The sequence below is a fragment of the Bacteroides sp. OM08-11 genome, from assembly GCF_003438665.1.
Classification (GTDB): domain Bacteria; phylum Bacteroidota; class Bacteroidia; order Bacteroidales; family Bacteroidaceae; genus Bacteroides; species Bacteroides cutis.
Genome location: NZ_QSTJ01000009.1, coordinates 112,280 through 135,453, shown reverse-complemented (window position 1 = coordinate 135,453; position 23,174 = coordinate 112,280). Strand labels below are relative to the sequence as shown.

At 35.0% G+C, this 23,174-nt stretch carries 23 protein-coding genes; all 23 read left to right on the top strand.

Going from position 1 to position 23,174, the window contains the following annotated elements; translation table 11 throughout:
• The first annotated feature begins 338 nt into the window (after nucleotides 1–338).
• Nucleotides 339–899: a UpxY family transcription antiterminator gene (locus DXC10_RS14905; protein ID WP_101542641.1), complete on the top strand. Its 561-nt coding sequence runs from the start codon at nucleotides 339–341 to the stop codon at nucleotides 897–899.
• Between the two features lie 71 nt (nucleotides 900–970).
• Nucleotides 971–1,447, top strand: a complete 477-nt coding sequence (locus DXC10_RS14900; RefSeq protein ID WP_101542642.1) for a UpxZ family transcription anti-terminator antagonist — start codon at nucleotides 971–973, stop codon at nucleotides 1,445–1,447.
• 74 nt (nucleotides 1,448–1,521) lie between these two features.
• Entirely contained in the window at nucleotides 1,522–3,084 is a 1,563-nt protein-coding gene (locus DXC10_RS14895) for an ATP-binding protein (protein ID WP_117738274.1), read from the top strand.
• A gap of 497 nt (nucleotides 3,085–3,581) precedes the next feature.
• A complete protein-coding gene (locus DXC10_RS14890) occupies nucleotides 3,582–4,958 on the top strand; it encodes an oligosaccharide flippase family protein (RefSeq protein WP_117738272.1) in 1,377 nt (458 codons plus the stop codon).
• Nucleotides 4,948–6,792, top strand: coding sequence for an HAD-IIIC family phosphatase (locus DXC10_RS14885; protein WP_117738270.1), 1,845 nt, complete (start codon nucleotides 4,948–4,950; stop codon nucleotides 6,790–6,792). Before DXC10_RS14890 ends, DXC10_RS14885 begins: the two co-directional genes overlap by 11 nt.
• Before the next feature lie 187 nt (nucleotides 6,793–6,979).
• The gene (locus DXC10_RS14880; protein ID WP_117738269.1) at nucleotides 6,980–8,290 is read left to right on the top strand and encodes a hypothetical protein; all 1,311 of its coding nucleotides are present in this window, start codon (nucleotides 6,980–6,982) and stop codon (nucleotides 8,288–8,290) included.
• An 18-nt stretch (nucleotides 8,291–8,308) separates the two neighbouring features.
• The gene (locus DXC10_RS14875; RefSeq protein ID WP_117738267.1) at nucleotides 8,309–9,580 is read left to right on the top strand and encodes a nucleotide sugar dehydrogenase; all 1,272 of its coding nucleotides are present in this window, start codon (nucleotides 8,309–8,311) and stop codon (nucleotides 9,578–9,580) included.
• On the top strand, nucleotides 9,567–10,787 hold the full coding sequence (locus DXC10_RS14870; RefSeq protein ID WP_117738265.1) for a glycosyltransferase family 4 protein: 1,221 nt from the start codon (nucleotides 9,567–9,569) through the stop codon (nucleotides 10,785–10,787). Before DXC10_RS14875 ends, DXC10_RS14870 begins: the two co-directional genes overlap by 14 nt.
• Before the next feature lie 20 nt (nucleotides 10,788–10,807).
• The gene (locus tag DXC10_RS14865; protein WP_117738263.1) at nucleotides 10,808–11,569 is read left to right on the top strand and encodes a hypothetical protein; all 762 of its coding nucleotides are present in this window, start codon (nucleotides 10,808–10,810) and stop codon (nucleotides 11,567–11,569) included.
• Between the two features lies 1 nt (nucleotide 11,570).
• Nucleotides 11,571–11,987: an FdtA/QdtA family cupin domain-containing protein gene (locus DXC10_RS14860; RefSeq protein WP_117738261.1), complete on the top strand. Its 417-nt coding sequence runs from the start codon at nucleotides 11,571–11,573 to the stop codon at nucleotides 11,985–11,987.
• A complete protein-coding gene (locus DXC10_RS14855; protein WP_117738259.1) occupies nucleotides 11,974–12,399 on the top strand; it encodes an FdtA/QdtA family cupin domain-containing protein in 426 nt (141 codons plus the stop codon). The genes DXC10_RS14860 and DXC10_RS14855 overlap by 14 nt, the downstream gene beginning before the upstream one ends.
• A complete protein-coding gene (locus DXC10_RS14850; protein ID WP_117738257.1) occupies nucleotides 12,396–12,857 on the top strand; it encodes an acyltransferase in 462 nt (153 codons plus the stop codon). Before DXC10_RS14855 ends, DXC10_RS14850 begins: the two co-directional genes overlap by 4 nt.
• Nucleotides 12,858–12,860: 3 nt before the next feature.
• A complete protein-coding gene (locus tag DXC10_RS14845) occupies nucleotides 12,861–13,964 on the top strand; it encodes a DegT/DnrJ/EryC1/StrS aminotransferase family protein (protein ID WP_117738255.1) in 1,104 nt (367 codons plus the stop codon).
• A gap of 18 nt (nucleotides 13,965–13,982) precedes the next feature.
• Nucleotides 13,983–15,245: a glycosyltransferase family 4 protein gene (locus DXC10_RS14840; RefSeq protein WP_117738253.1), complete on the top strand. Its 1,263-nt coding sequence runs from the start codon at nucleotides 13,983–13,985 to the stop codon at nucleotides 15,243–15,245.
• A 9-nt stretch (nucleotides 15,246–15,254) separates the two neighbouring features.
• Complete coding sequence (locus DXC10_RS14835) at nucleotides 15,255–15,896, top strand: hypothetical protein (protein ID WP_117738251.1); 642 nt, start codon at nucleotides 15,255–15,257, stop codon at nucleotides 15,894–15,896.
• A 32-nt stretch (nucleotides 15,897–15,928) separates the two neighbouring features.
• Nucleotides 15,929–16,165 (top strand): acyl carrier protein, encoded by a 237-nt coding sequence (locus tag DXC10_RS14830; protein WP_117738249.1) that lies wholly within the window; start codon nucleotides 15,929–15,931, stop codon nucleotides 16,163–16,165.
• The gene (locus tag DXC10_RS14825; protein WP_117738247.1) at nucleotides 16,165–16,935 is read left to right on the top strand and encodes an SDR family NAD(P)-dependent oxidoreductase; all 771 of its coding nucleotides are present in this window, start codon (nucleotides 16,165–16,167) and stop codon (nucleotides 16,933–16,935) included. The genes DXC10_RS14830 and DXC10_RS14825 overlap by 1 nt, the downstream gene beginning before the upstream one ends.
• 16 nt (nucleotides 16,936–16,951) lie before the next feature.
• Nucleotides 16,952–17,740: a transketolase gene (locus DXC10_RS14820; protein WP_158557876.1), complete on the top strand. Its 789-nt coding sequence runs from the start codon at nucleotides 16,952–16,954 to the stop codon at nucleotides 17,738–17,740.
• Nucleotides 17,733–18,704, top strand: a complete 972-nt coding sequence (locus DXC10_RS14815) for a transketolase family protein (protein ID WP_117738243.1) — start codon at nucleotides 17,733–17,735, stop codon at nucleotides 18,702–18,704. Before DXC10_RS14820 ends, DXC10_RS14815 begins: the two co-directional genes overlap by 8 nt.
• Nucleotides 18,705–19,421: an MBL fold metallo-hydrolase gene (locus tag DXC10_RS14810; RefSeq protein WP_117738241.1), complete on the top strand. Its 717-nt coding sequence runs from the start codon at nucleotides 18,705–18,707 to the stop codon at nucleotides 19,419–19,421.
• Complete coding sequence (locus DXC10_RS14805; protein ID WP_117738240.1) at nucleotides 19,405–20,808, top strand: AMP-binding protein; 1,404 nt, start codon at nucleotides 19,405–19,407, stop codon at nucleotides 20,806–20,808. Before DXC10_RS14810 ends, DXC10_RS14805 begins: the two co-directional genes overlap by 17 nt.
• On the top strand, nucleotides 20,805–21,896 hold the full coding sequence (locus DXC10_RS14800; protein ID WP_233519974.1) for an acyl-protein synthetase: 1,092 nt from the start codon (nucleotides 20,805–20,807) through the stop codon (nucleotides 21,894–21,896). The genes DXC10_RS14805 and DXC10_RS14800 overlap by 4 nt, the downstream gene beginning before the upstream one ends.
• The gene (locus DXC10_RS14795; RefSeq protein ID WP_233519972.1) at nucleotides 21,850–23,088 is read left to right on the top strand and encodes an acyl-CoA reductase; all 1,239 of its coding nucleotides are present in this window, start codon (nucleotides 21,850–21,852) and stop codon (nucleotides 23,086–23,088) included. Before DXC10_RS14800 ends, DXC10_RS14795 begins: the two co-directional genes overlap by 47 nt.
• Nucleotides 23,089–23,174 lie beyond the last annotated feature (86 nt).

Genomic DNA, 23,174 nt, shown 5'->3' with positions numbered 1-23,174 from the left:
AAGAATTTATCTATAGAAATATTTTGTAATTTCATTTCTTGCTCTTACCTTTGCGTACATTAAATGAACGATTAAAAAACGTTTTATCACTTTAATCGCTTTGTTTATAGCTCTTTAGGAGTGTAATATTAAACATAGCTATTTTTTGACTTCTTTTTCCGTGATGGTAAGTGGTCTTAAAATAAGATGAATGCAGACTAAACTATTGAGAATAATTGCATTACATAACCTGACCGGGAGGTATATCATTACTCCGGTGTCCCTAAAGAACACTCTTTCCAAAACGATAATATAAAAATAGTATTGATAATAATCGCTTGATTATCAATTACCTGTTTATGAGCCTCCAATCAAATAAAGATTTTTTGCAACACAATCATTGGTATGCCGTTCGTGTCTCTTATAGTCGTGAACTGTTCTTGAAGGCTATTCTGGACAAGGAAAAAATAGAAAACTTCATTCCGATGAGATATGGATATATCGTAAAAAACGGTAAACGCATGCGTAGGTTGCTTCCGGCCATTCACAACCTTGTCTTTATCCATTCCACCCGTAAACGTATAGATGCTCTGAAGGATACCCTAGAAGGCTCTATGCCCATACGTTTCATTATGGATCGTGAATACAGCCGCCCGGTCATTATTCCCGATGAGCAGATGCGTAGCTTCATACTTGTTGCCGGCACTTACGATGAAGCTATTCTCTATGTCGAGTCCGCCGAGCTACATCTTGTAAAAGGTCAGAAAGTTCGTATTACAGCCGGAGTTTTTGAGGGCGTTATCGGTGAATTTGTACGTATCCGTCACGACCGTCGCGTGGTAGTGAATATTGAAGGAGTAATGGCAATAGCCACTACCTACATCCATCCTTCCCTTGTAGAACCTATTGTAGAATTGTAGGAAAGGCAACATGAGATCTTAAAGATACCCCTGTATCCTCTGTGGTGAAATCAATAAATCATATCAGTTATATGAACTCAGAAATAGCAACTTTGTACTCTTCTGCCCATCGTCTGTTGACCTTGGGCATAGATGGTACTCCAATTTATGCTGATGACTTTGCTCGTTTGAATCGTGATGTTTACGAGCAAGCTCTGCAACTCTACAACACTTCCGGTGACATTCCCGAGTCCGAAGCCGAACTTTGTCTCGGTCTCTTAATCGCCTTTTCCGCCACCATTTACGACAACGGTCATAAGCAGCAATACATCCAGCGCCTTCTGGATCGTAGTTATGAAGTCCTCCCTAAACTTTCTTCCTCCCCGCTCAAAGCCCGTCTTTTATCCTACTGCTACAGTGAGGTCTACGATGAGAGCTTGGCACAGACTGCCCATACCATCATTAACACTTGGGATAAGACATATCTGACACAGGAGCAAATGGAGATTATTGAAGAACTGAAAAATTTTGAGGAAAATCAGTATCCGTGGGAGGAAGTGGAAGAATAGAAAAAAAGATAAATAGGATTTCCCTTTGAAGAAAAAGCGTATATTTGCATATAGCTTCTAAAAAAGGAGATAAAATGGAACAGATGCGTAAATTACCAGTTGGTATACAGACTTTTGAGGAAATACGTAAGGAGCATTATCTTTATGTAGACAAGACTGCTATGGTTTATCAAATAGCAAATATTGGTAAACCTTATTTTTTAAGTCGTCCCCGCCGTTTCGGCAAGAGTCTGCTTCTTTCAACCTTTGAAGCATACTTTCAAGGGCGTAAAGACTTGTTCCAAGGGCTTGCGATAGAAGAACTGGAAACTAAATGGGAAAGATATCCTGTATTGCATCTTGATTTGAATGCCCGCAACTATGAGACTGCCGCTGATTTGATAGCCATGCTCAATCAATATTTGGAGAAATGGGAGTTGAAATTCGGTACCGAAAAGCAGGATCGCAGTCCTGAGGAGCGCTTTGCCTATATAATAGAACAAGCATATATCCAGACGGGCAAACAAATTGTAGTATTGATTGACGAATATGATAAACCTTTACTTCAGGCATTGCTGGATGAAGATTTGTTGAATGAATACCGTCGTATTCTGAAAGCTTTTTATGGCGTATTGAAGAGCGCAGACCGTTATTTACGTTTCGTTTTTCTGACCGGAGTAACTAAATTTGCCCAAGTCAGCATATTCAGCGATTTGAACCAATTGAATGATATCAGTATGGACAGGGCATATAAAGCCTTGTGCGGTATTACAAAAGAAGAGATGGTTCGTACTTTTGTTCCGGAGATACAACATTTAGGTGAAAGTGAAGGACTGACATTTGAAGAAACCGTTTATCGCCTGGAGAAACAGTATGACGGTTATCATTTTTGTGAAGATACAACAGTCGGACTTTTTAACCCATTCAGTCTTTTAAATGTTTTTCAAAAACTGAAGTTCGGCAATTTTTGGTTTCAAACAGGTACGCCTACCTATCTGGTTGATTTACTTAAGCAGAGTGATTATGATCTTCGTTTATTAGTAGATGGAGTAGAAGTAACTGCTTCTGCATTTTCGGAATATCGTATAGAGGTAAATAACCCTCTTCCCATGATTTATCAAAGCGGCTATCTGACTATCAAGTACTATGACCGTGAAGTGGATCTTTATACATTGAAATTTCCCAATGATGAAGTACGCTACGGTTTCCTTAATTTCTTGGTGCCATATTATACCAAAGTGACTGATGACGAAACCGGTTTCCTCATAGCTAAATTTATGCGTGAACTTCGTTCCGGTGATGTAGACGCCTTCATGGAGCGCTTGAAAGTCTTCTTTGCCGGTATGCCATACGATTTGAGTGACAATACCGAACGTCATTATCAAGCTGTTTTTTATATAGTTTTCACTTTAATGGGACAATTTGTAGAAACAGAAGTCCGCAGTGCGCGTGGTCGTGCCGATGCAATCGTGAAAACTCAGAATGCCATTTATGCCTTTGAATTTAAACTGAACGGTACAGCCGAAGAAGCCTTGAAACAAATCGATGAGAGGGGTTATCTGATTCCTTATACGCTGGAGGGAAAACGTCTTATAAAAGTGGGAGTGAACTTCAGTAAAGAAACGAGGAACCTGGATAAGTATATAGTGGAAGAATAAAAATACTGCTGAGATAACCTTTGAATAAACATAAAATCACGTTATTTTGAATTCAGCCTATCGATGAGCTTCGATAGGTATTTATGCGTATTGATAGAGCTATCGACAGCTTTCGATAGGATTATCATGAAAAACATCTTCTCTATTTTAACAATGTTAAAGTGAAAAACAGACATTGATTTTTCTGTCTGCAGGAAGTTAATTTCTTGTGATTACGATGTTAACTTCTTACAGATAGGAAGTTAACTTTAACAGTGTGTTAAAGTTAACTTGAAATATTTGGATAACTGAATAGATAAATAGTTTTTATTCAATTTCCTTGTTTATACAATTATCTATACAATTAGTTAGTATTATAAAAGATTTGATTGGGTGCTGGATATTTTGAGGTCTTTGTGATTATAATTTTATATTTATGTAGCAGAATAGTATTAGTATAGTATTTGTGTATTAGCTGTTATGGGCTAATAATTTTAAAATTTCTTGTAAAAAGAGGTATGGATAACAGTGGAAAGTATATTAATAAACGTACTAATATCGTATTATACGCTATAGATAGATTTTTGCAAGAATTTGTCAATGTTATAGTGAAGCTACTTGATCGTTTTACAACGATAGATATTTATAGTAAGTTTTCAGCACATCAGGGTACTATGCAGAATGTTATAGGTTTATTAGCATTCAATGCATTGGGAGGTCTGCTAATAATAGTTACTAATATCAAGTTGGCAAATATATTAGGGGCTGCAGTATTTGGCATTTATTCATACTATTTGGCAATTGGAGAGATCGGTTCTAATATAGTACGTTATGGTCGTCATAAAACTATGCTTCGTGAATTGGTTCAGTATCCTGATAAAAGAAACATTACTATTACATATACTGTATGGATTTCAATTATTAATTTAATATTATTTTTAGCAACTATTATTGTATTTCATAATCAAATGGATATTCAATTATCCATTGTTGCTATTTTATTAATTTTATCCCCGTGCCTTATTTCATTGGATTTCCAACCTGTATATGAATCATTTCGTTTAATAAGCTGGCATTCTATTTATTATCTAATACAAAAAATCTTATTTATTGTAGGTGTATGGGTTATTCTTTTGATCAATAATAGATTATCTATTGGAAATGCTGCGATAATACTGTTTTTGTCATGGATAATTGTAGTTGTTATACAATATTGGGAAGTAATACATCAATTACATATTAATATATTTAAACAATTTAAAATAAGGGATTTGTTTCGTTTTTATAAGTCGGGATTTATAATTGCAGTTGTTTGTGTACTGGGGTGTGCATTTGGGCCAATTATCCAAATGATAATGAAACAATCTTCTAATGAAATTTCTGTGGGATTGTATGCTGCTTGTTTACAACTTCTTACCATTGCTAAATTTATCCTTAATCAAATGGCAAGGGTTGGAAATCCTAAAATGGCCGAAATATGTATGGTAGGATACGATAAGCAACGAAAAAGGAGTTTTCTAAAGAAATATATTTTTATAATGATATTATCTGTGTTGCCATTTGTAATTCCAATGTTTATTTGTCCAGATTTGATTGTTAAATCTTTGTTCTCTAGTGAATACCTTGAGATTTCAAGTGCTTTACCGATTTGTGCTGTCTATTTAATATTGAGTTCCATTGGAGCTGTATTTAATCAGTTTTTAGTTTCTTATAGGGCGGATAAGATATATATTATATTTTATAGTATAGCAGCAATAGTATCTATAATTATAGCAGTACTAATGATTCCATATTATGGCTTTTTAGGAGGGGTATTGGCATTTTGTATCTCGGATGGATTAGCTAGTATATTGTACACAATTATGTCACTAAATATTCTCAGAAATGAAATTTAATAAAAATCATATTTCAAAAATTAAACTAATAATATGGGACTTGGATGAAACATTCTGGAAAGGAACTTTGTCCGATAGTAATGTTAATGCCCCATCTATTATTCCTATTGATTCTAATATAAGTTTAGTTAAAAAACTTTCTAAACGTGGTATTGTAAATTCTGTATGCTCAAAAAATGATTGTGAACTTGCTGAAAATGAACTGAGAAGATTGGGCATTTTAGAATACTTTGTTTTTAATTCAATTAATTGGGAATCTAAAGGTGGGCGTATTAAGCAAACAATTAAAGATATGGCATTACGTCCGGAAAATGTTTTATTTATAGATGATAATCTATCAAATTTAGGAGAAGCGGAATATGTATGTCCTTCTTTGTTGGTAGCTACACCTGATACTATTTCTTATCTGTATAACAACGTTGATAATATAGGAAAGGATGATAGAGAATTGAGCAGATTAAATCAATATAAGGTGTTAGAAAAAAAACGTGTAGATAAGCAAACTTTCACATCAAACTATGACTTTTTAAGTCATAGTGAAATTAAGATCTGTATAATAAAAAAGCCTCTTCAATATGTAGAAAGAATTACTGAGTTGATAGCTAGGAGTAATCAATTGAATTTTACAAAAAAGAGGATAGATAACGTTGAAGTAACTAATCTTATTAATAATCCAAAGAATGAAACAGGTGCTGTTATTGTTGAGGATAATTATGGAAAATATGGCTTAGTTGGATTCTACTCTGAAAATAATAGTATTTTGGAGCATTTCGTATTTTCATGTAGAACTATGGGAATGGGAATAGAGCAGTATATCTATGCATATCTAAATTATCCTCGCTTGGATATAATTGGTCCAGTTTCTGGTAATGTTTCAAAAGAATTAGGAAAACCAACTTATATCACTCTAGTTGATAGTTTAGAGGAGAAAGAGAGTGAAGAGCAAAAAGGGTTAAAGATATTGCTAAAAGGTCCTTGTGATTTACAAGTGATGGCTTCATATATTGAAAATTCAGGATGTAATATAACAACAGAGTTTAATTTTTGCGATGATAAGGGAAACCAAGTGGATTTTTACAATCACACTGTGAATATTATAAATTCTACGAATATTAAGAAAGAAGAATTTGAACAGATCTCAAAGAAATATAATTTCATATCTGAGGAGGCTTATAATACTACGCTATTTAGCGGAGATTATGATGTTATATGTTTATCTCCTTTAATGGATGCAACATTAGGGGTTTATTCAAATGGCAATATATTATTACCATTTGGTTTATATAATAAATCTCTCATCAATACAAAAAATTGGAACGATTATTATCAAAAACGGGTTATGACGGCTCGTTGTAATTTTGATTATAAACAGTTGGAGAAATTTAGAAGTGAGTTTCATAAATATTCATATACTGCAAACGAGATTGCAACTAATTTTTCTTTGATTATAGATAAAATATTAAAAAAAAATGCAAATACAAAGTTTGTAATATTATTATTGTCAGAATTACCATATAAATACACAAAAACTTCTCCATATTATGCTCTTTCTGGAAAAGAAATATATCATAGAGAGATTAATGAAAAAATAATAGAATTATTTAAAGAAAGGGATTCAATATATTTATTGAATGTAAATGATATTGTTAGATCTCAATCAGATTATTTTGACAATATTAATCACTATTCAAAATTAGTTTATTATAAAATTGCTAAGGAGTTTATTGATTATGTAAATTCAATTGGGGGGGGGAATATTAAAAGTAAAAAGATATATCATGTTTTGTGGGAACATTTTAAAAGAGCTATTTACAAGACGTTCATTTTAAGATAGTTCAAATTCACTTGGTAACAAATAATTGAAAGTATAATTTGTAAATGGAATGCAGATGAAACAATGAATTGTTGATAATATCTGTAAATATCTGATACATTCATTAATTTTTGTTTGATATTATACTAATGTTTATATGTTCTGTGTAAAGTTTCTCTTCTATTTGAATGATAAATATTAGCTGATTATGAAAACTAACTGGAATATTCCTAATTGGATTCAAGTGTGTATTATAATTCTTTATCGCTTAATTAATGAAAAATATTATGTGGATTATGTGGTACCTATTTTTTCATATTCAGGCTATACGAATAATGCGGATTCGTATCAATATATATTATCTTGGATATTCCTTTTAATTATGATACCTTTTTATCTGAAATCATTTAAGACTACAGATACTTTATGGCAATATATTTTACTGTTCTTAATGTGCTTAAAAATTATTCCATTATCAATAATGATTGGTAAAGTTGAATATGAATTAGAGTATATTTATTTAAATTTTATTTTTTGGATTTTATTTCTTGGGTTATATAGTATATTCCCTAATATTAAATTATTCAGTAATAGCTATATAAGAAGAAATAAAAGTGTATTTAATAAGGCTTTATCATATATAATTATTCTATTTGTTTGTGCTGTTATTTATGTATCAGGAAGATATACTGGCTTTCATTTACATACATCATTAATAGATGTGTATGATATCCGATTCGAACAAAGAGAAAATAATTATCCTATGGTATTTAGCTATATATTAGCAGCTTCTATGACTCTTTGTCCTTTAATCCTTTGTCTCTTAATTGATAAAAAAAAGTATCTTTTAGCCTTTATTTTTATTTTTATCGTATATCTGGATTTTTCTATAGCTGGTGTTAAGTCAATTATTTTTGCAACAATTGCAGGAGTTCTCTTAAAATATTATTATAAAGCAAAATATAAGAAAGTATTTTTTATCTATTTGACAATTGCATTATTTGTCTGTTTTAGTTTTTTCAATGAAACTATACTATATGCAATTACACCACTTTTTTTAAGAGTTTTTTATATACCATCAGGACAGGATTATGAGTATTATACTTTTTTTAACATATTTGAACCTGATTTCTATCGGAATAGTATTTTAAGGAGGTTTGGATTTGAATCCCCTTATGCTGATACAAGTGTCGATATTGCAGTCGGGGAATACTTTAATCCTAATGTTGAAGGTATTAGATCTAATAATGGGTTGATTAGTGAAGCTTTTGCGAATTTCGGTATGGTAGGATGTGTAATACTTCCAATAATTTTAGTTATTTATATAAAGTTAGTAAGCTCATGTTCTAAAGGTATTGATGAGACGTATATATGTTTAATCTCTCTTCTTTTTTGTAATACCTTAATATCAGCATTTATTCCTACTTCAATTCTTTCTTCTGGAATATTATTTATGATGATATTTTTAGTTTGTTATAAAGCAACAATTATCGAGAGCGTCTCAATACAACGAAATTAATTAATCATATATATTAAAATGCAGCGGATTAAAATTTGTGTAATAGGTCTTGGTTATGTAGGTCTGCCATTGGCTCGTCTTTTTTCTACAAGATATGAAACTATAGGTTTTGATATGAATCAAAAACGTGTGAATGCATTAATGAGTGGTCATGATGCTACGTTTGAAGTTTCTGATGAATTACTTCAGGATGCTATCGAAAATCACGGTTTTAAGTGTACTACAAATTTAGATGACATTAAGGAATGTAATTTTTATGTAGTAGCAGTACCTACTCCTGTGGATGAGAATAATCGTCCAGATTTAACTCCCCTTTGGAAAGCAAGTGAAACAGTCGGTAAAGTGATTAGTAAAGGTGATATTGTTGTATATGAATCAACAGTCTATCCTGGAGTTACTGAAGAAGAATGTTTACCAGTCGTAGAGAAAATCTCAGGCTTAAAATTTAATCTGGATTTTTTTGCGGGTTATTCTCCTGAACGGATAAATCCGGGGGATAAACTGCATACTGTTGAAAAAATTAAGAAAGTAACATCTGGATCTACTCCCGAAATAGCGGATATAGTAGATGATGTTTACAATTCTGTACTTGTGAACGGTACCCATAAAGCACCTTCCATTAAGGTGGCAGAGGCAAGTAAAATTATTGAAAATTCTCAACGTGATGTGAACATTGCTTTCATGAATGAACTTGCCAAAATATTCAATGCAATGGGGATTGATACACATGATGTGATTGAAGCTGCCGCGTCAAAATGGAATTTCATAAAATTGAATCCTGGTTTAGTAGGGGGACATTGTATCTCTGTAGATCCATATTATTTGATTCAGAAAGCACAGGTGTATGGTGTACTTCCTCGCATAATGTTTGCTGCTCGTCGTTTGAATGATGGTATGGGGGAATATGTTGCTGAACAGACCATTAAATGTATGAATAAAAAAGGAGTTATGGTGAAAGATGCCAAGATTCTTCTTTTAGGTATTACTTTCAAGGAAAATTGCCCTGATATTCGTAATACTAAGATTGTGGATATTTATCATACTTTGAAAGAATATACTGGAAATATTACAGTTTATGACCCATGGGCAAATACTGAAGCTGTGAAACATGAGTATGGTATTGATGTGAGCAATGAATTGAATAGTAAAGAAAAATATGATGCGGTTATCCTTGGTGTCGCTCACAAAGAATTTCTTGCATTGGATGTTAGGTCTATAGTGAAAGAAATTGGTATAGTGTATGATGTGAAAGGAATTCTTCCAAAAGAATTTGTTGATGGAAGATTGTAATATGAAGAAAATTCTTTTGATTTCGAATATATATCCGACAGGTAATCCTCAATATAGAGGAACATCTGTTTGCCATTATTTTACTCGTGAATGGATACAACTTGGATATGATGTTCGTGTTATACATTTTGATTCATTGTTTCCAAAACCATATTATTGGATCGGAAGAGCGTTCAATTCATTAATTCAAGCCAAAACAGGATGTGTAGTCAATGTAGATATTTCTACTGTTTTGCAAGAATATGCGGTTGATGGCATACCGGTTTTATTTGTTCCATTACGCAAATTTATACCCCATAGGATATTTTCGCAGAAAGAAATGAATAAAGCTTTTGGGGCGGTTTGTGAGTATTTGAACAAATATACTTTTGTTCCGGATGTAGTAGTAGGCCATTTTGTACTTCCACAGTTGCAGTTCTTATACATGTTTAAAGAAAGATTTCCACAGGTAAAGACGACAATGGTTATCCATAGTGATGGAAGCAATATTAAAACAGTTTATGGTGATAGATACAAGGAATATATGAATTCGGTAGATGTTTGGGGATTCAGATCTGTTGCATTTAAGAAAAGGTTTGAATCTTTATATGGAGTTAAAAAAAATGAGTTTTTATGCTATTCTGGTATTCCTGAAAAATACATACAACCGGTGTCGAAAACCTTTAAAAATGGTGTGACTAATTTTACCTTTGTAGGTAGCCTATACAAACTGAAACGGGTAGAAGATACCATAAAAGCTCTTAATAAGAGTTATGGAAAGGAAACATTTCATTTTGATATAGTAGGTAATGGTTCTGAAGAAATTAATCTGAGAAAACTTGTATCAGCTTTAGGAATAAAGGAAAAGGTTACATTCCATGGGAAAAAAACAAGGGATGAAGCACAGAGAATTATAGGGCGGTCGGATTGTTTCATAATGGTAAGTGCGCATGAGGCTTTTGGATTGGTCTATGTAGAAGCTATGGCAAAAGGATGTATTACGGTCGCAACGAAAGGGCAAGGAATTGATGGTGTCATTGTTGACGGTGAGAATGGTTTTTTATGTATATCCCAGAACGTAGAGGAACTTGTAAAGGTTGTAAATAAAATTCGAAATCTTTCCATTCAAGAATTGAATAGAATATCAAAGAATGCGATGGATACAGCTACGCAATTAACAAATAAGAAGGTAGCTGAGATGTATATTAATGCATCATTAAACTGCTAAATTATGAATATAAAAAAAGATTGTATGATGATTTCTTACGTCCAAGTAAGTTTGAAGAATATGAAAAAATAATAAAGATAGCGGCAGAGGAAGGATATGAGTTTCATACAATTCTTTCATTCGAAGAAGTCAGAGAAAGTCTTGATCCCCTAAAAAAGTATTTGATTCTTCGTCGTGATGTTGATACCCCGGATTTTGTATCTCTATATAAGATGTTCACAATAGAGAAAAAATATAATGCTAGATGCACATATTATTTTCGAAAGAGTACGAAAAATCTCCAATTAATGCAATACATACAAAATGGGGGAGGTGAGCCATCTTATCACTATGAAGAACTTGCTACATATTGCTATAAATATAGAATAAGAAATAGAGAGAAAGTATTGGGACATCTTAGTGAGATTCAAATTACTTTCTTAAAAAACTTGAAGGCTTTCCGTAAAGAGATAGGGCTACCATGTCTTACTGTTGCTTCTCATGGCGATTATGTTAATACTAAGTTAGGTGTTCAGAATGCGATTCTGATGACGAATGCAATAAAAGAGTCAGCAGGAATAGTAAGAGAGGCATATGATAAAGAGCATATGAATGCATTGACTTGTAGATTAGCGGATCAAGTGCTGGGAGAGGCTTTTGTGGAACAAGCGATTGCTGCAATCAAACGTGGAGAACCCGTTTTGGAGCTTCTTACGCATCCACGACAATGGAATTCTCCATTTATTATTAATTTCAGAGAAGAAGTAGGACGAGTTCTCAAACAGATTTATATGAATTTATAAAATGTCGATCAAAGATTGTAAAACAATAGAACTTCCTAAATTTTTGGATGCGAGAGGAAATCTATCATTTGCCGAACAGAATAATCATATTCCTTTTGAAATCAAGAGAACATATTGGATTTATGATGTACCAGGAGGAGAAGGACGTGGAGGTCACGCTTTCAAAAACACGAAGGAATTTATAATTGCACTCTCCGGTAGTTTTGATGTGATAGTTGATGACGGTGAGAAACGAAAGACCTTTACGCTCAATCGTTCTTACTATGGTCTTTATATTCCTAAAGGGCTGTGGCGAAAAATGAATAATTTCTCAACAAACTCTCTTGCCCTTGAATTTTCTTCAACTAATTATGATCCGGATGATTATATCAGGAATTATGATGAATTCCTAAAATTAAAAAGTAATGGAAAAATATAGCGTATTTGATTGCTCTATAATTGAACTGGATAGACACCACAGTGATCGAAAGGGAAATCTTTCTGTAGTACAGAATGGGGATACTTTGCCTTTCGATGTGAAACGTGTCTATTATTTGTATGATGTTCCGGGTGGTGAGTCTCGCGGTGCACATGCCCATAGAGATTTGAGTCAACTGATGATTGCGGCTTCTGGATCATTTCGTGTTACCCTTGATGACGGCAAAGTAAAACGTTCGTTTTTTCTTAATCGTCCATACCAAGGTTTGTATGTGAAACCCGGTATGTGGCGTGATTTGGATGATTTTTCTTCCGGAGCTGTCTGTATGGTTTTGGCATCGGATGTGTATCTGCAGGAAGATTATATTCGGGATTATGAAGAATTTTTGAGCTTTAGAGGAATAAAACGATGATACATCCATTGAGTGACTGTAATAATTCTGCCATACCGGAGTCTACTAATATTTGGCAATTTTGCGTAGTGCTTCCCGGAGCTAAAATTGGAGAGAACTGTAATATCTGTTCCCATTGCTTGATTGAGAATGACGTGGTGATTGGCAATAATGTCACCGTTAAATGTGGAGTACAAATATGGGACGGTATTGAATTAGAGGATGGCGTAATGGTAGGTGCCAATACTACTTTTACTAATGACATATATCCGAGATCAAAGAATGGAGAGTGGAGGCTTCTTAAAACAAAGGTGTGTAAGGGGGCTTCCATTGGTGCCGGGGCTACTATCCTTCCCGGGCTAGTTATTGGTGAGAATTCCATGATTGGTGCTGGTAGCGTGGTTACAAAAAGTGTGCCTGCCGGAGAAATATGGGTCGGTAACCCTGCAAAATTTCTTAGAAAAGTAGATGAACGATAAAGTATGATACCATTCCTTTCACTAAAAGATGTAACGGCCCTTCATGGGGCTGAGATAAATGAGGCTGTAAATCGTGTTGTTAATGGAGGTTGGTATCTCCAGGGCAAAGAGAACGAGCGTTTTGAGGAGAATTATTCCCAATTTATTGGAGCTAAATATACCGTTGGCTGTGCTAATGGGCTAGATGCTTTAATTTGGATTTTCAGAGCCTATCTGGAAATGGGAGTGATGCAGCCCGGAGATGAAGTGATTGTACCTGCAAACACTTATATTGCAACTATTCTTGCTATAACAGAGAATGGTTTAAAACCGATTCTTGTAGAACCGAAATTGAATACGCTTGAAATCGATGATGATAGGATAGAAGAGGTAATCACTCCCCGAACTAAAGCAATTACTATCGTTCACCTTTATGGCCGTATCGCTTATACAGAGAAGATCGGTGAACTTTGTAAGAAATATCATTTGAAATTAGTTGAAGATTGTGCCCAAAGTCATGGTTGTCTTTACAGTGATGGTCGTATGACCGGAAATATTGGTGATGCGGCTGGTCATAGTTTCTATCCGGGTAAAAATCTCGGTGCTCTTGGTGATGGTGGTGCTGTGACTACTAATGACGAAAAATTGGCAAAGGTAATCCGTGCTTTAGCTAATTACGGTAGCCAGAAAAAATATGTCTTTAAATACACAGGTCGCAATAGCCGTTTGGACGAGGTACAGGCGGCGGTACTTGATGTGAAACTGAAATATCTAGTAGAGGACAATGCTCATCGTAAAGTAGTTGCTAAATATTATATTGAAAATATAAAGAATCCTTTAGTGTTGATGCCTGATGTACTTCCTTATGAAAGTAATGCTTTTCATCTCTTCCCTGTACTTTGTGAAAAACGTGATGAACTTCATGACTATTTGGAACAGAATGGTGTAGGTACTGTTATCCATTATCCTATTGCTCCCCATAAACAGGAGTGTTATAAAGAATGGAATGATTTATATTTTCCTATCACAGAATACATTGCAGATCACGAATTAAGTTTACCAATTGGGCCTGCTATTCTGATGGAAGATGTAAAAAGGGTAGTTGGACTGATCAATAAATTCAAATAGTTTGTATATTAAAAATATATGTCTAAAAAACATATTAAAAATATTTGGTTGGTGAATAAGTATGCTATGCCACCCAAATATGAATCACGCTTGCGGACAATTAAATTTGCTCATTATCTCCAGCAAAGTGGATATAATGTGACAATTTTTGGTTGTAGTATTATGCATAATATGAATCTGGATCTTATAGAAGATGATTCATTATATATTGAGCGTCAGTATGACGATTTGCACTTTGTACATGTTAGGAGTTTGCCTTATCGGGGAACGGCAGGTATAAAACGTATATTGAGTGAAATTCAGTTCCATTATAATTTAGTGAGGGTGATGAAAAAAATACCTAAAGCTGATTTGATAGTGGCAACAACGGATGCGCTTATTTCAAATCCGGTTCTTGACTTTGCTCATAAACATGGTATTAAGTATGTGAAAGAGGTATTGGATATGTGGCCGGATATTTTTGTGGATTTAGGGCTGATTAGTGCAAAGAATCCAATCATGAAATATTTGTGGTATAGAGCCAAAAAAAACTATACAGAGTCGGATGCTGCTGTATTTTCACTTACCGGTTGTTTTGATTATATACGTGCAAAGGGATGGGATATAGAATCTGGAGGTCCTGTAGATATGAAAAAGATTTATTATATAAATAATGGTGTGGACTTGAAAGATTTTGATAACTGGAAGATTGAATATACGATAGATGATGAAGATTTGAAATCTGACAAGAAAAAGGTTATTTATCTGGGGAGTATCAGACTGGTGAATAATGTAGGACAGTTGGTACGTGCTGCTGAAAAAATGAAAGATCTGGAAGATACTGTCTTTTTGATTTATGGTGATGGTGATGATCGTAATGCGCTGATTCAATATTGTGTGGAACATAATCTTTCGAATGTAAAGTTCAAAGCAAAATGGACAGATCCCAAGTATGTCCCATTTATACTTTCAAAGAGCTATTTAAATATACTGAACTATATTTCTTCAGAATTTGCTAAATATGGAATCAGTTCAAGCAAAATGTTTCAATATATGGCTAGTGGTCGTCCGATAGTTTGTAACATCAATCTTCCTCAATGTCCGATAACCAATAATGAAATAGGTATAGCTCATGAAATGAAAGATGAGAATGATTATGCAGTAGCTATTCGTTCTCTGTTAGAACTATCGGCCGAGGAATATAATGTCATGTGTAAACGGGCTTTGGAAACAGCTAAAATATTTGATTATGAGTATCTGGCAGAAAAAATGGTAGAAGTGATAAAGATAGTTGAGAATTAAATCATTTAAATGATGAGCAATATTAGATTTAGAATAGCAAAACCAAGTGATGCCAAGCAAATTACAGATGTGCATTGGCATGTACGGGATCGGTATACAGAAGGCATATTTCTGTCTCTAGGAAAGTTCTTTTTAAAGACTTATTATAAAATAATTCTCAACGACCCATGGGAGGTAGTAATATGTGCAGTAAAAGAGGATGGGAAAATAGTGGGATTTAGTAGTGCTAGTCAAGATGCTAAATCACAGATAAATAATTTGAAGAAACATAAACTTAAACTTGGATTTGCAGCAGCATTTGCATTAATATGTCATCCTTCATTAATTAAAGGTGTTTGGCAACGTTATAAATCATTATGTGATGCCCCCAATGCTCCTAAGTTTATAGATACAAAAGGTGTAAGAGGTGAGTACTGGTGCTGGTTAAAGAGCGAAGAGGCTGGACTTCAGAATTTTCAAGTTGATAATATAAAGAACCGGGTTCTTTATCATCTTGGAGAAAAAGAACTTATAGGGGAAGTTGATAAAAGAAATAAAGGTGTTCTTGATTTTCATAAACGTGTAAATAAGGCAGAAGTTATTGATGAATTTACTTTACCTGATGGTCGTGACAGGGTTGTGATTAGAATTGCTCTTAAAGCAGGTAGATAATAACTAATTTATTTCATATAAAACTAATAATTATGACAAATTTAGAAAAGTATAACAATGTATTTTGTGAGAATCTTCAAATAACAGTTGACAAACTTGCAGGTTTAAAATATCAAGGGACTGAACTTTGGGATTCTGTAGGTCATATGACACTTATTGCAGCTATTGAGGATACATTTGATATCATGATGGATACAGATGATATCATTGATTTTTCTTCTTATGAAAGAGGGCAGGAGATACTGAAGAAATATAATGTAGAGTTCTGATGTTACGAGGTAAAAATGCAATAATTACGGGTGCACGTAGTGGGATTGGTTTCGCTACACTGCAATTATTTGCTCAAAAAAGGGTTAATTGTTGGGCGATAGTTCATAGAGATGATACCGAATTTGAGGAGCAAATACAATTGTTGCAAGAACAGAATAATATTTGGATTAAGCGAGTATATATAGATTTGAGTGAATCGGAATCTATTAAAACGGGAATTAAAGAAATTATTAAAGAGAAACGACCGATAGATATCTTGGTAAATGCTGCTGGTATAGTTAGTCCTGATAGACTTTTTTCAATGACAAACATGCTTGACATTAGAAAAGTAATGGATGTTAACTTTTTTAGTATACTTGAGACTATTCAACTTGTGTCTAGAGTAATGTTAAGACAAAGAAGTGGAAGTATCATTAATGTTGCCAGTGTTGCAGCTGATTGTGAAGATACTTCCCAATTGGAATATGCAGCCAGTAAAGCAGCACTGGTATGTGCTACCAAAAAACTGGCTCGGGAGATGGGTGCTGTAGGTATACGAGTCAATGCTGTATCTCCAGGACTCACAGACACCAAAATGGCTCAAGAAATAGAAGACAAAACTATGTCTAAAATCAATTCTGGTCTTACTTTGAGACGATTGGGTAGGCCAGAGGAGATTGCCAAAACTATAGCGTTTCTTGCAAGTGATGACAGCAGTTTTATTAATGGAGAAAATGTTAAAGTTGATGGTGGCGGGTTTGATCTTCGATTAATGATTAAGAATAGATAAAATGGAATTAAAAGAATTGGCGAAGAACCTTCGCTTGTCTGCATTACAGATGGCATACGACTGTGGACGGAATGGTTCTCACTTAGGCCCTGGATTGTCAACGGTAGAGATATTTGCTGCCCTCTTCGGAAAGGTGCTTCGTTATGACATAAATAAAAAAGAAAATGAGAATCGTGATCGTTTGGTGATAAGCAAAGGGCACTGCGTGCTCTCATATTATTCCGCATTGAGATGGGCAGGTTTTCTTTCTGATGAGGACATCAAGAGCTTTGAGATAAATGGCTCTCATTTTCATGGACATGCAATGCGTAATCTTCAGAAAGGTATAGAGTTCTCTGGTGGCAGTCTTAGTATGGGAATGAGTTTTGCCGGTGGGCTTGCTTTGGCTTGTAAGAAGAAAGGGCTTTCATCGCGTGTATTTGCACTTGTTGGTGATGGAGAATGTGATGAAGGTCTGATTTGGGAGTCTGCAATGTCTGCAGCTAGTTATGGTTTAAATAACTTTATTGTTATTATAGATAGAAATAAACTGCAATACGATGGACTCACAACAGAGGTGATGAATCAGATGGATCTTGGAGAAAAATTTAAGGCTTTTGGGTTTGAGGTACGTATTGTAGATGGTCATAATCCGGATGTACTGGTTGAAGCCTTGAATACGTTAAGTGAAAAACCTATTTGTGTTATTGCAGATACTATCAAAGGCAAAGGTGTAAGTTTTATGGAGGGTCAGAAAGAGTGGCATCATCACACTTTGACCAAAGAACAATATATACAAGCTAAAGAGGAGGTGGAAAATGTTTGAAATAACACGGATAACGGCTCGTACATGTAGCATGTTGGGACAGAGAGGCGCTATTTTTGGCTTGGCTGTTCTTGAGGCTGCTAAGGCTGATGATAAGTTTCTATTAATGACAGCCGACTTGGCAACTCTTTCTGGAATGGATCGTTACTGTAAAATTTATCCAGATCAATTTATTAATGTTGGTATTGCCGAACAGAACATGATAGGAATTGCTGCGGGTATGGCTGCTGAAGGTTTTCATCCTGTAGTTACAACATATGCAACTTTTGTGACGATGAGAGGGTGTGAACAAATTCGTCATTATCTTGGATACATGTCTCAGAAGGTAATAGTTGTTGGTTCTGGTGCTGGTTTAAGTCAAGGATTTGCAGGAAATACTCATTATACTATTGAGGATATATCGATGATGCGCGCTATTCCTAATTTGCAGATACTTTCACCTGCTGATGCTGCTTCTGCGGTGAAATTATTTAATGTAGCATTGAAATCCAAGTTTCCAGTCTACATCCGATTGACTGGTAACTTGAACTGCCCAATAGTATATAAAGATGATGTTCAATTCGAAATCGGTAAAAGTAATCGTTTGACGGAAGGAAAAGATGTTACTATTTATGCGTGTGGAACTATGGTAGCAACAGCCTTGAAGGTAGCAGAAATATTGTCAGAACAATCGGTAGAAGTATCTGTCGTTGATATGTATTCTATTAAGCCCATTGATAAGGAGGTTGTTTTGGAGGGAAAAGATACACGTTTACTTGTGACTTTAGAAGAGCATAATAAAATGGGAGGACTTGGGGCATCCGTCGCAGAGATTGTTGCAGAACAGCACTTAAGACAAACTCGTTTGTTGCGTTTGGGTATCGCAGATGTGTTCGATCTGGCAGGTGATTATGATTGTTTGCTTGAACAAAATCGATTGACAGCATCACAAGTAGCAGAAGATATATTAAATGAGTTGAAGTAGATGTTAGATATGTTTCCCATAGGGGAATTGCAGATATATCGTTCTGTATATGAATTTGTTAATTCTAATATGTATGTGATTTTTAGTGAGAATGAAGCCATTATTTTTGATCCTCATAGAAATGAAGAATTAACAGAGTTGCTAAATAAGCAAGGTATACAAAACATAACCATACTGCTTACACACGAACATCATGATCATACTTCCGGAATATATTGGTATCAGAAATATTTTGAGACTACAATAATTTGTCAGGAATTTGGAGCAAAATGGATGGTTTCCTCAAAATACCTGAGACCAACATTACTTTTATTTGTTATTGGAGAAAGGGATAAGGTTACTGGTGATAATAATCTGGAATTATTTAAGCATGAATATGTTGCATGCAACTATAAAACAGATGTTACGTTTAATAAAGAATTACAGATGGATTGGCATGGACATCAACTTATGTTTTATCATATTCCTGGACATTCTAAAGGAAGTAGTTTGATAGTGATTGATAATCAATATGCATTTACAGGAGATTCACTATTGAAGGATATACCAATTATTACCCGATTCCCGGACAGTAGCCATAAGGACTATCTGATTAAGGCTTTACCAACGATACAGAGAAAATTAAAGGGTGATATGACTATTTTTCCAGGACATGGTAATCCTTTCTTATATGAAGAATTATTGAATAATAATATACTGGATGTTCGATTTAGATAAATATAAAGATAATACAGCTGTCATTACCGACCGTGACGAGGTGTTGACTTATGGACAGGTAGCGGAAGAAGTGGAGAACTTTGCCGTTCATTATAAAGGTGGGTTTGTTTTTACGCTTTGTGAGAATCTTCTTGGTGCTTTTATCGGTTATGTGGCTTGCATGAACAAACATATTCCACAGGTACTTTTGGATGGTAGTAAGGATTTAGAGTTGGTTCAAAGACTCATTGGAATCTATCAGCCGGAGTATATATGGATGCCATCGGTTCGTGCGAATGAAATCGGTGGAAAGAGTATATATACTTATCAGGAGTATTCTCTTCAGTTGATGGCTTATGATGAGCCCTTGACCGATAAAGCTATTAATCCGGATCTGCTTCTATGTCTTACGACATCAGGGAGTACCGGTTCTCCTAAATTGGTGAGATTGTCTGAACAAAATCTTAAGAGTAATGCAGAATCAATTGCAGATTATTTAAAAATTACATCCGATGAGCGTCCGGTGACTTCATTACCAATGTATTATAGTTATGGCATGTCGGTCATTAACAGTCATTTAATTAAGGGAGCTACCATTTTACTTACTGATAAAGCTGTGATGCAACGTGAGTTTTGGACTTTCATCAAGGAACAAAAAGCTACTTCCATTGCAGGTGTACCTTATACTTACGAAATGTTGAAGCGACTGCGTTTTTTCCGTATGGAATTACCGGAATTGAAGACAATGATTCAGGCAGGAGGTAAATTGAATGCTACTTACGTGAAAGAATATGTAGATTTTGCCAAACAGAATAATAAAGAATTCATTGTGATGTATGGGCAGACAGAGGCAGCTCCAAGAATGTCTTATCTGCCGTTTGATAAGGCGATTGAGAAGAATGCTTCAATCGGCATTGCCATACCAGGAGGGCAGCTTTGTATAGTGGATACTAATGGCAAAAGTATAAAAGAGCCGGAAGTGGAAGGGGAACTTGTATATAAAGGTGCGAATGTTTGCTTGGGTTATGCGGAAGAACGTATGGATCTTGGAAAAGGTGATGAAAATTGTGGTGAACTTCATACAGGTGACATTGCCAAATTTGATGCAGATGGTTTTTTCTACATTACCGGCCGCATGAAGCGTTTCGTGAAAATTTTGGGGAATCGGACTAATCTTGATGCCATTGAGCAATTGGTAAAAGCCATAACTCCTAATTGCGCTTGTGGAGGGGTGGATGATTTGATTACTGTTTTTGTGACAGAAAATGGACTTGAGGAGAAAATTAAGGTTTTACTCGTAGAGAAGACTGGTTTTAATCCGCGTGCTTTTACTGTAAAAAAGATTGATACTATACCTGTTAAAACAAATGGAAAAATAGATTATCCTGAGCTTCAGAAAATGCTATGATAATGAACATAAATGAAATACTTGAAATAGCTCCGTATTCACTGGACAGAGGACAGAAGCATCAACTTTTGAACGAACGCTTGCGTGAGCTTACACGTAAGCATTATAATCAGTGTGAGGCTTATCGTAGAATGGTGGATGCTCGTGGGTTGGATATAAGTAATCTGCCTGACTATGAGCTGTTGCCGTATTTACCGGTACGATTATTTAAAGAGTTTGAACTTCGTTCGTGTGAGAAAAGCGAGGTAGTCAAAACTATGACTTCCAGTGGGACTACAGGTCAACAAGTCTCACGTATTTTTCTTGACCGTGAGACCAGTAGCGCACAACAGAAATGTCTGACAAAGATTGTGAGTCATTTCCTTGGAACAAAGCGTGTTCCGATGTTGATCCTTGATTCTACAGCTGTTGTTAAAAACCGCAATATGTTCTCTGCCCGTGGTGCTGGTATACTTGGTTTTTCCATGTTCGGAAACAAACGTCAATATGCACTCAACGAAGATATGGAACTTGATGTTGAGGGAATGAAAGAATTTCTCGAAGCTAACAAAGGAGAAACGATCTTTATGTTCGGTTTCACGTTTATGATTTGGCAGCACTTTTATAAGAAGCTGCTTGAGAGTGGATATAAGCCTGATTTGAGTAAGGGAATCCTGATTCATGGTGGCGGTTGGAAGAAGCTTGTAACGGAGAAGGTCTCTCCGGAAGAATACAAGAATAGTCTGAATGAGGTGTGTGGAATCTTGCCTGATAATGTACATGACTATTACGGCATGGTTGAACAAACCGGTTGTATTTATATGGAATGCAAGTATGGTCATCTGCATACAAGTATATTCAGTGATGTGTTGATTCGTAGGCCTTTTGATTTTTCATTGGCTGAAATTGGAGAGAAAGGTCTGATTGAAGTGGTAAGTACACTTCCAGAATCATATCCGGGTCATGTACTTTTAACCGAAGATGAAGGGATGATTTTAGGTGAGGATGATTGTCCGTGTGGACTTAAAGGTAAGTATTTCAAAATAGAAGGTCGAATTAAAAATGCGGAAATCCGCGGATGTAGTGATACCTATGCTGCCAAATTCTAATTTTACATTGCTTTATCCTGCTCAGATTGATTGGAAGAAGTTTTTGGAATATCGTCCGGATATACCATTTTCAGATAAAGTTATTGAGTTTCTGAATATATTGTCAGGAGCATTGCTCAAAGATCGTAGTAGTCGTCTGTATCCGGATGTAATTACGTTTGCTTTTTTCTGCAGAAAGGCAAATCTGCAAAAATTGATGAGTGAATACGTTCGTAAGGATGAATTGCGTTTAGGGAGAGGGCTTCTCTTTCATATTGCACCATCCAATGTTCCTATTAATTTTGGTTATTCATTGGTAGCAGGTCTTTTATCCGGTAATACCAATATTGTTCGTGTGAGCTCAAAACAATTCCCGCAGGTAGATTTAATTATCAAACATTTGTATGAGATACTGAAAAGTGAGTTATATGATGAAGTTGCTAGTCGTATTGTTTTGGTACGCTACGACCGAACTTCAGATGCAAGTGCATACTTTTCATCTATTGCCAATGTGCGTGTGATTTGGGGAGGGGATACAACTATAGCTACAATTCGTCAGAATGCACTACCTGCACGTTCTTTTGATGTTTGTTTTGCTGATAGATATTCTATTGCGGCTATAAATCCAACAGCTATAATGTCGGCTACAGATGTTGAAATGAAGAGACTTGCAGAAGCATTTTATAATGACACATATCTGTTTGACCAGAATGCTTGTTCTGCTCCCCATACTATTTTTTGGCTTTCTGCAGATTGTCTGGAAGTAGCCAAAGAACGTTTTTGGAATATTTTTCATGACTATGTTTCATCCAAGTATCAGTTGCAGGCAGTCATGAGTGTTGATAAGCTCACAGCTTTCTATCGTCAGGCTATATGTATGAATGTTAAGATGCAAGATATGCCTGATAATCTGGTGTTCCGTACAGAATTAAGCGAGTTACCAAAGAATATTGAAGAGTTCCGTTGCGCCTGTGGCTATTTTTCAGAGAAAACGATTGGGACAATTGACGAAATAGCATCAATTGTTACCGTCAAATATCAAACTCTTGGATACTATGGTTTTAAAAAGGAAGAACTTGTTGATTTTGTTCGACGTAATCGCTTTTTAGGTCTTGATCGTATAGTACCCATAGGTGAAACTACGAATTTTGCATTGACTTGGGATGGATATAATTTGATAGATACGTTTAGTAGGCTTCCTAGTGTTTTATGATGAAGTATTATATATTTATTTCCTGATTTCTCTTTTATAGACTATCCCTCCCCGGGATAGCCCTAATCAATACATATTTTTTTTAA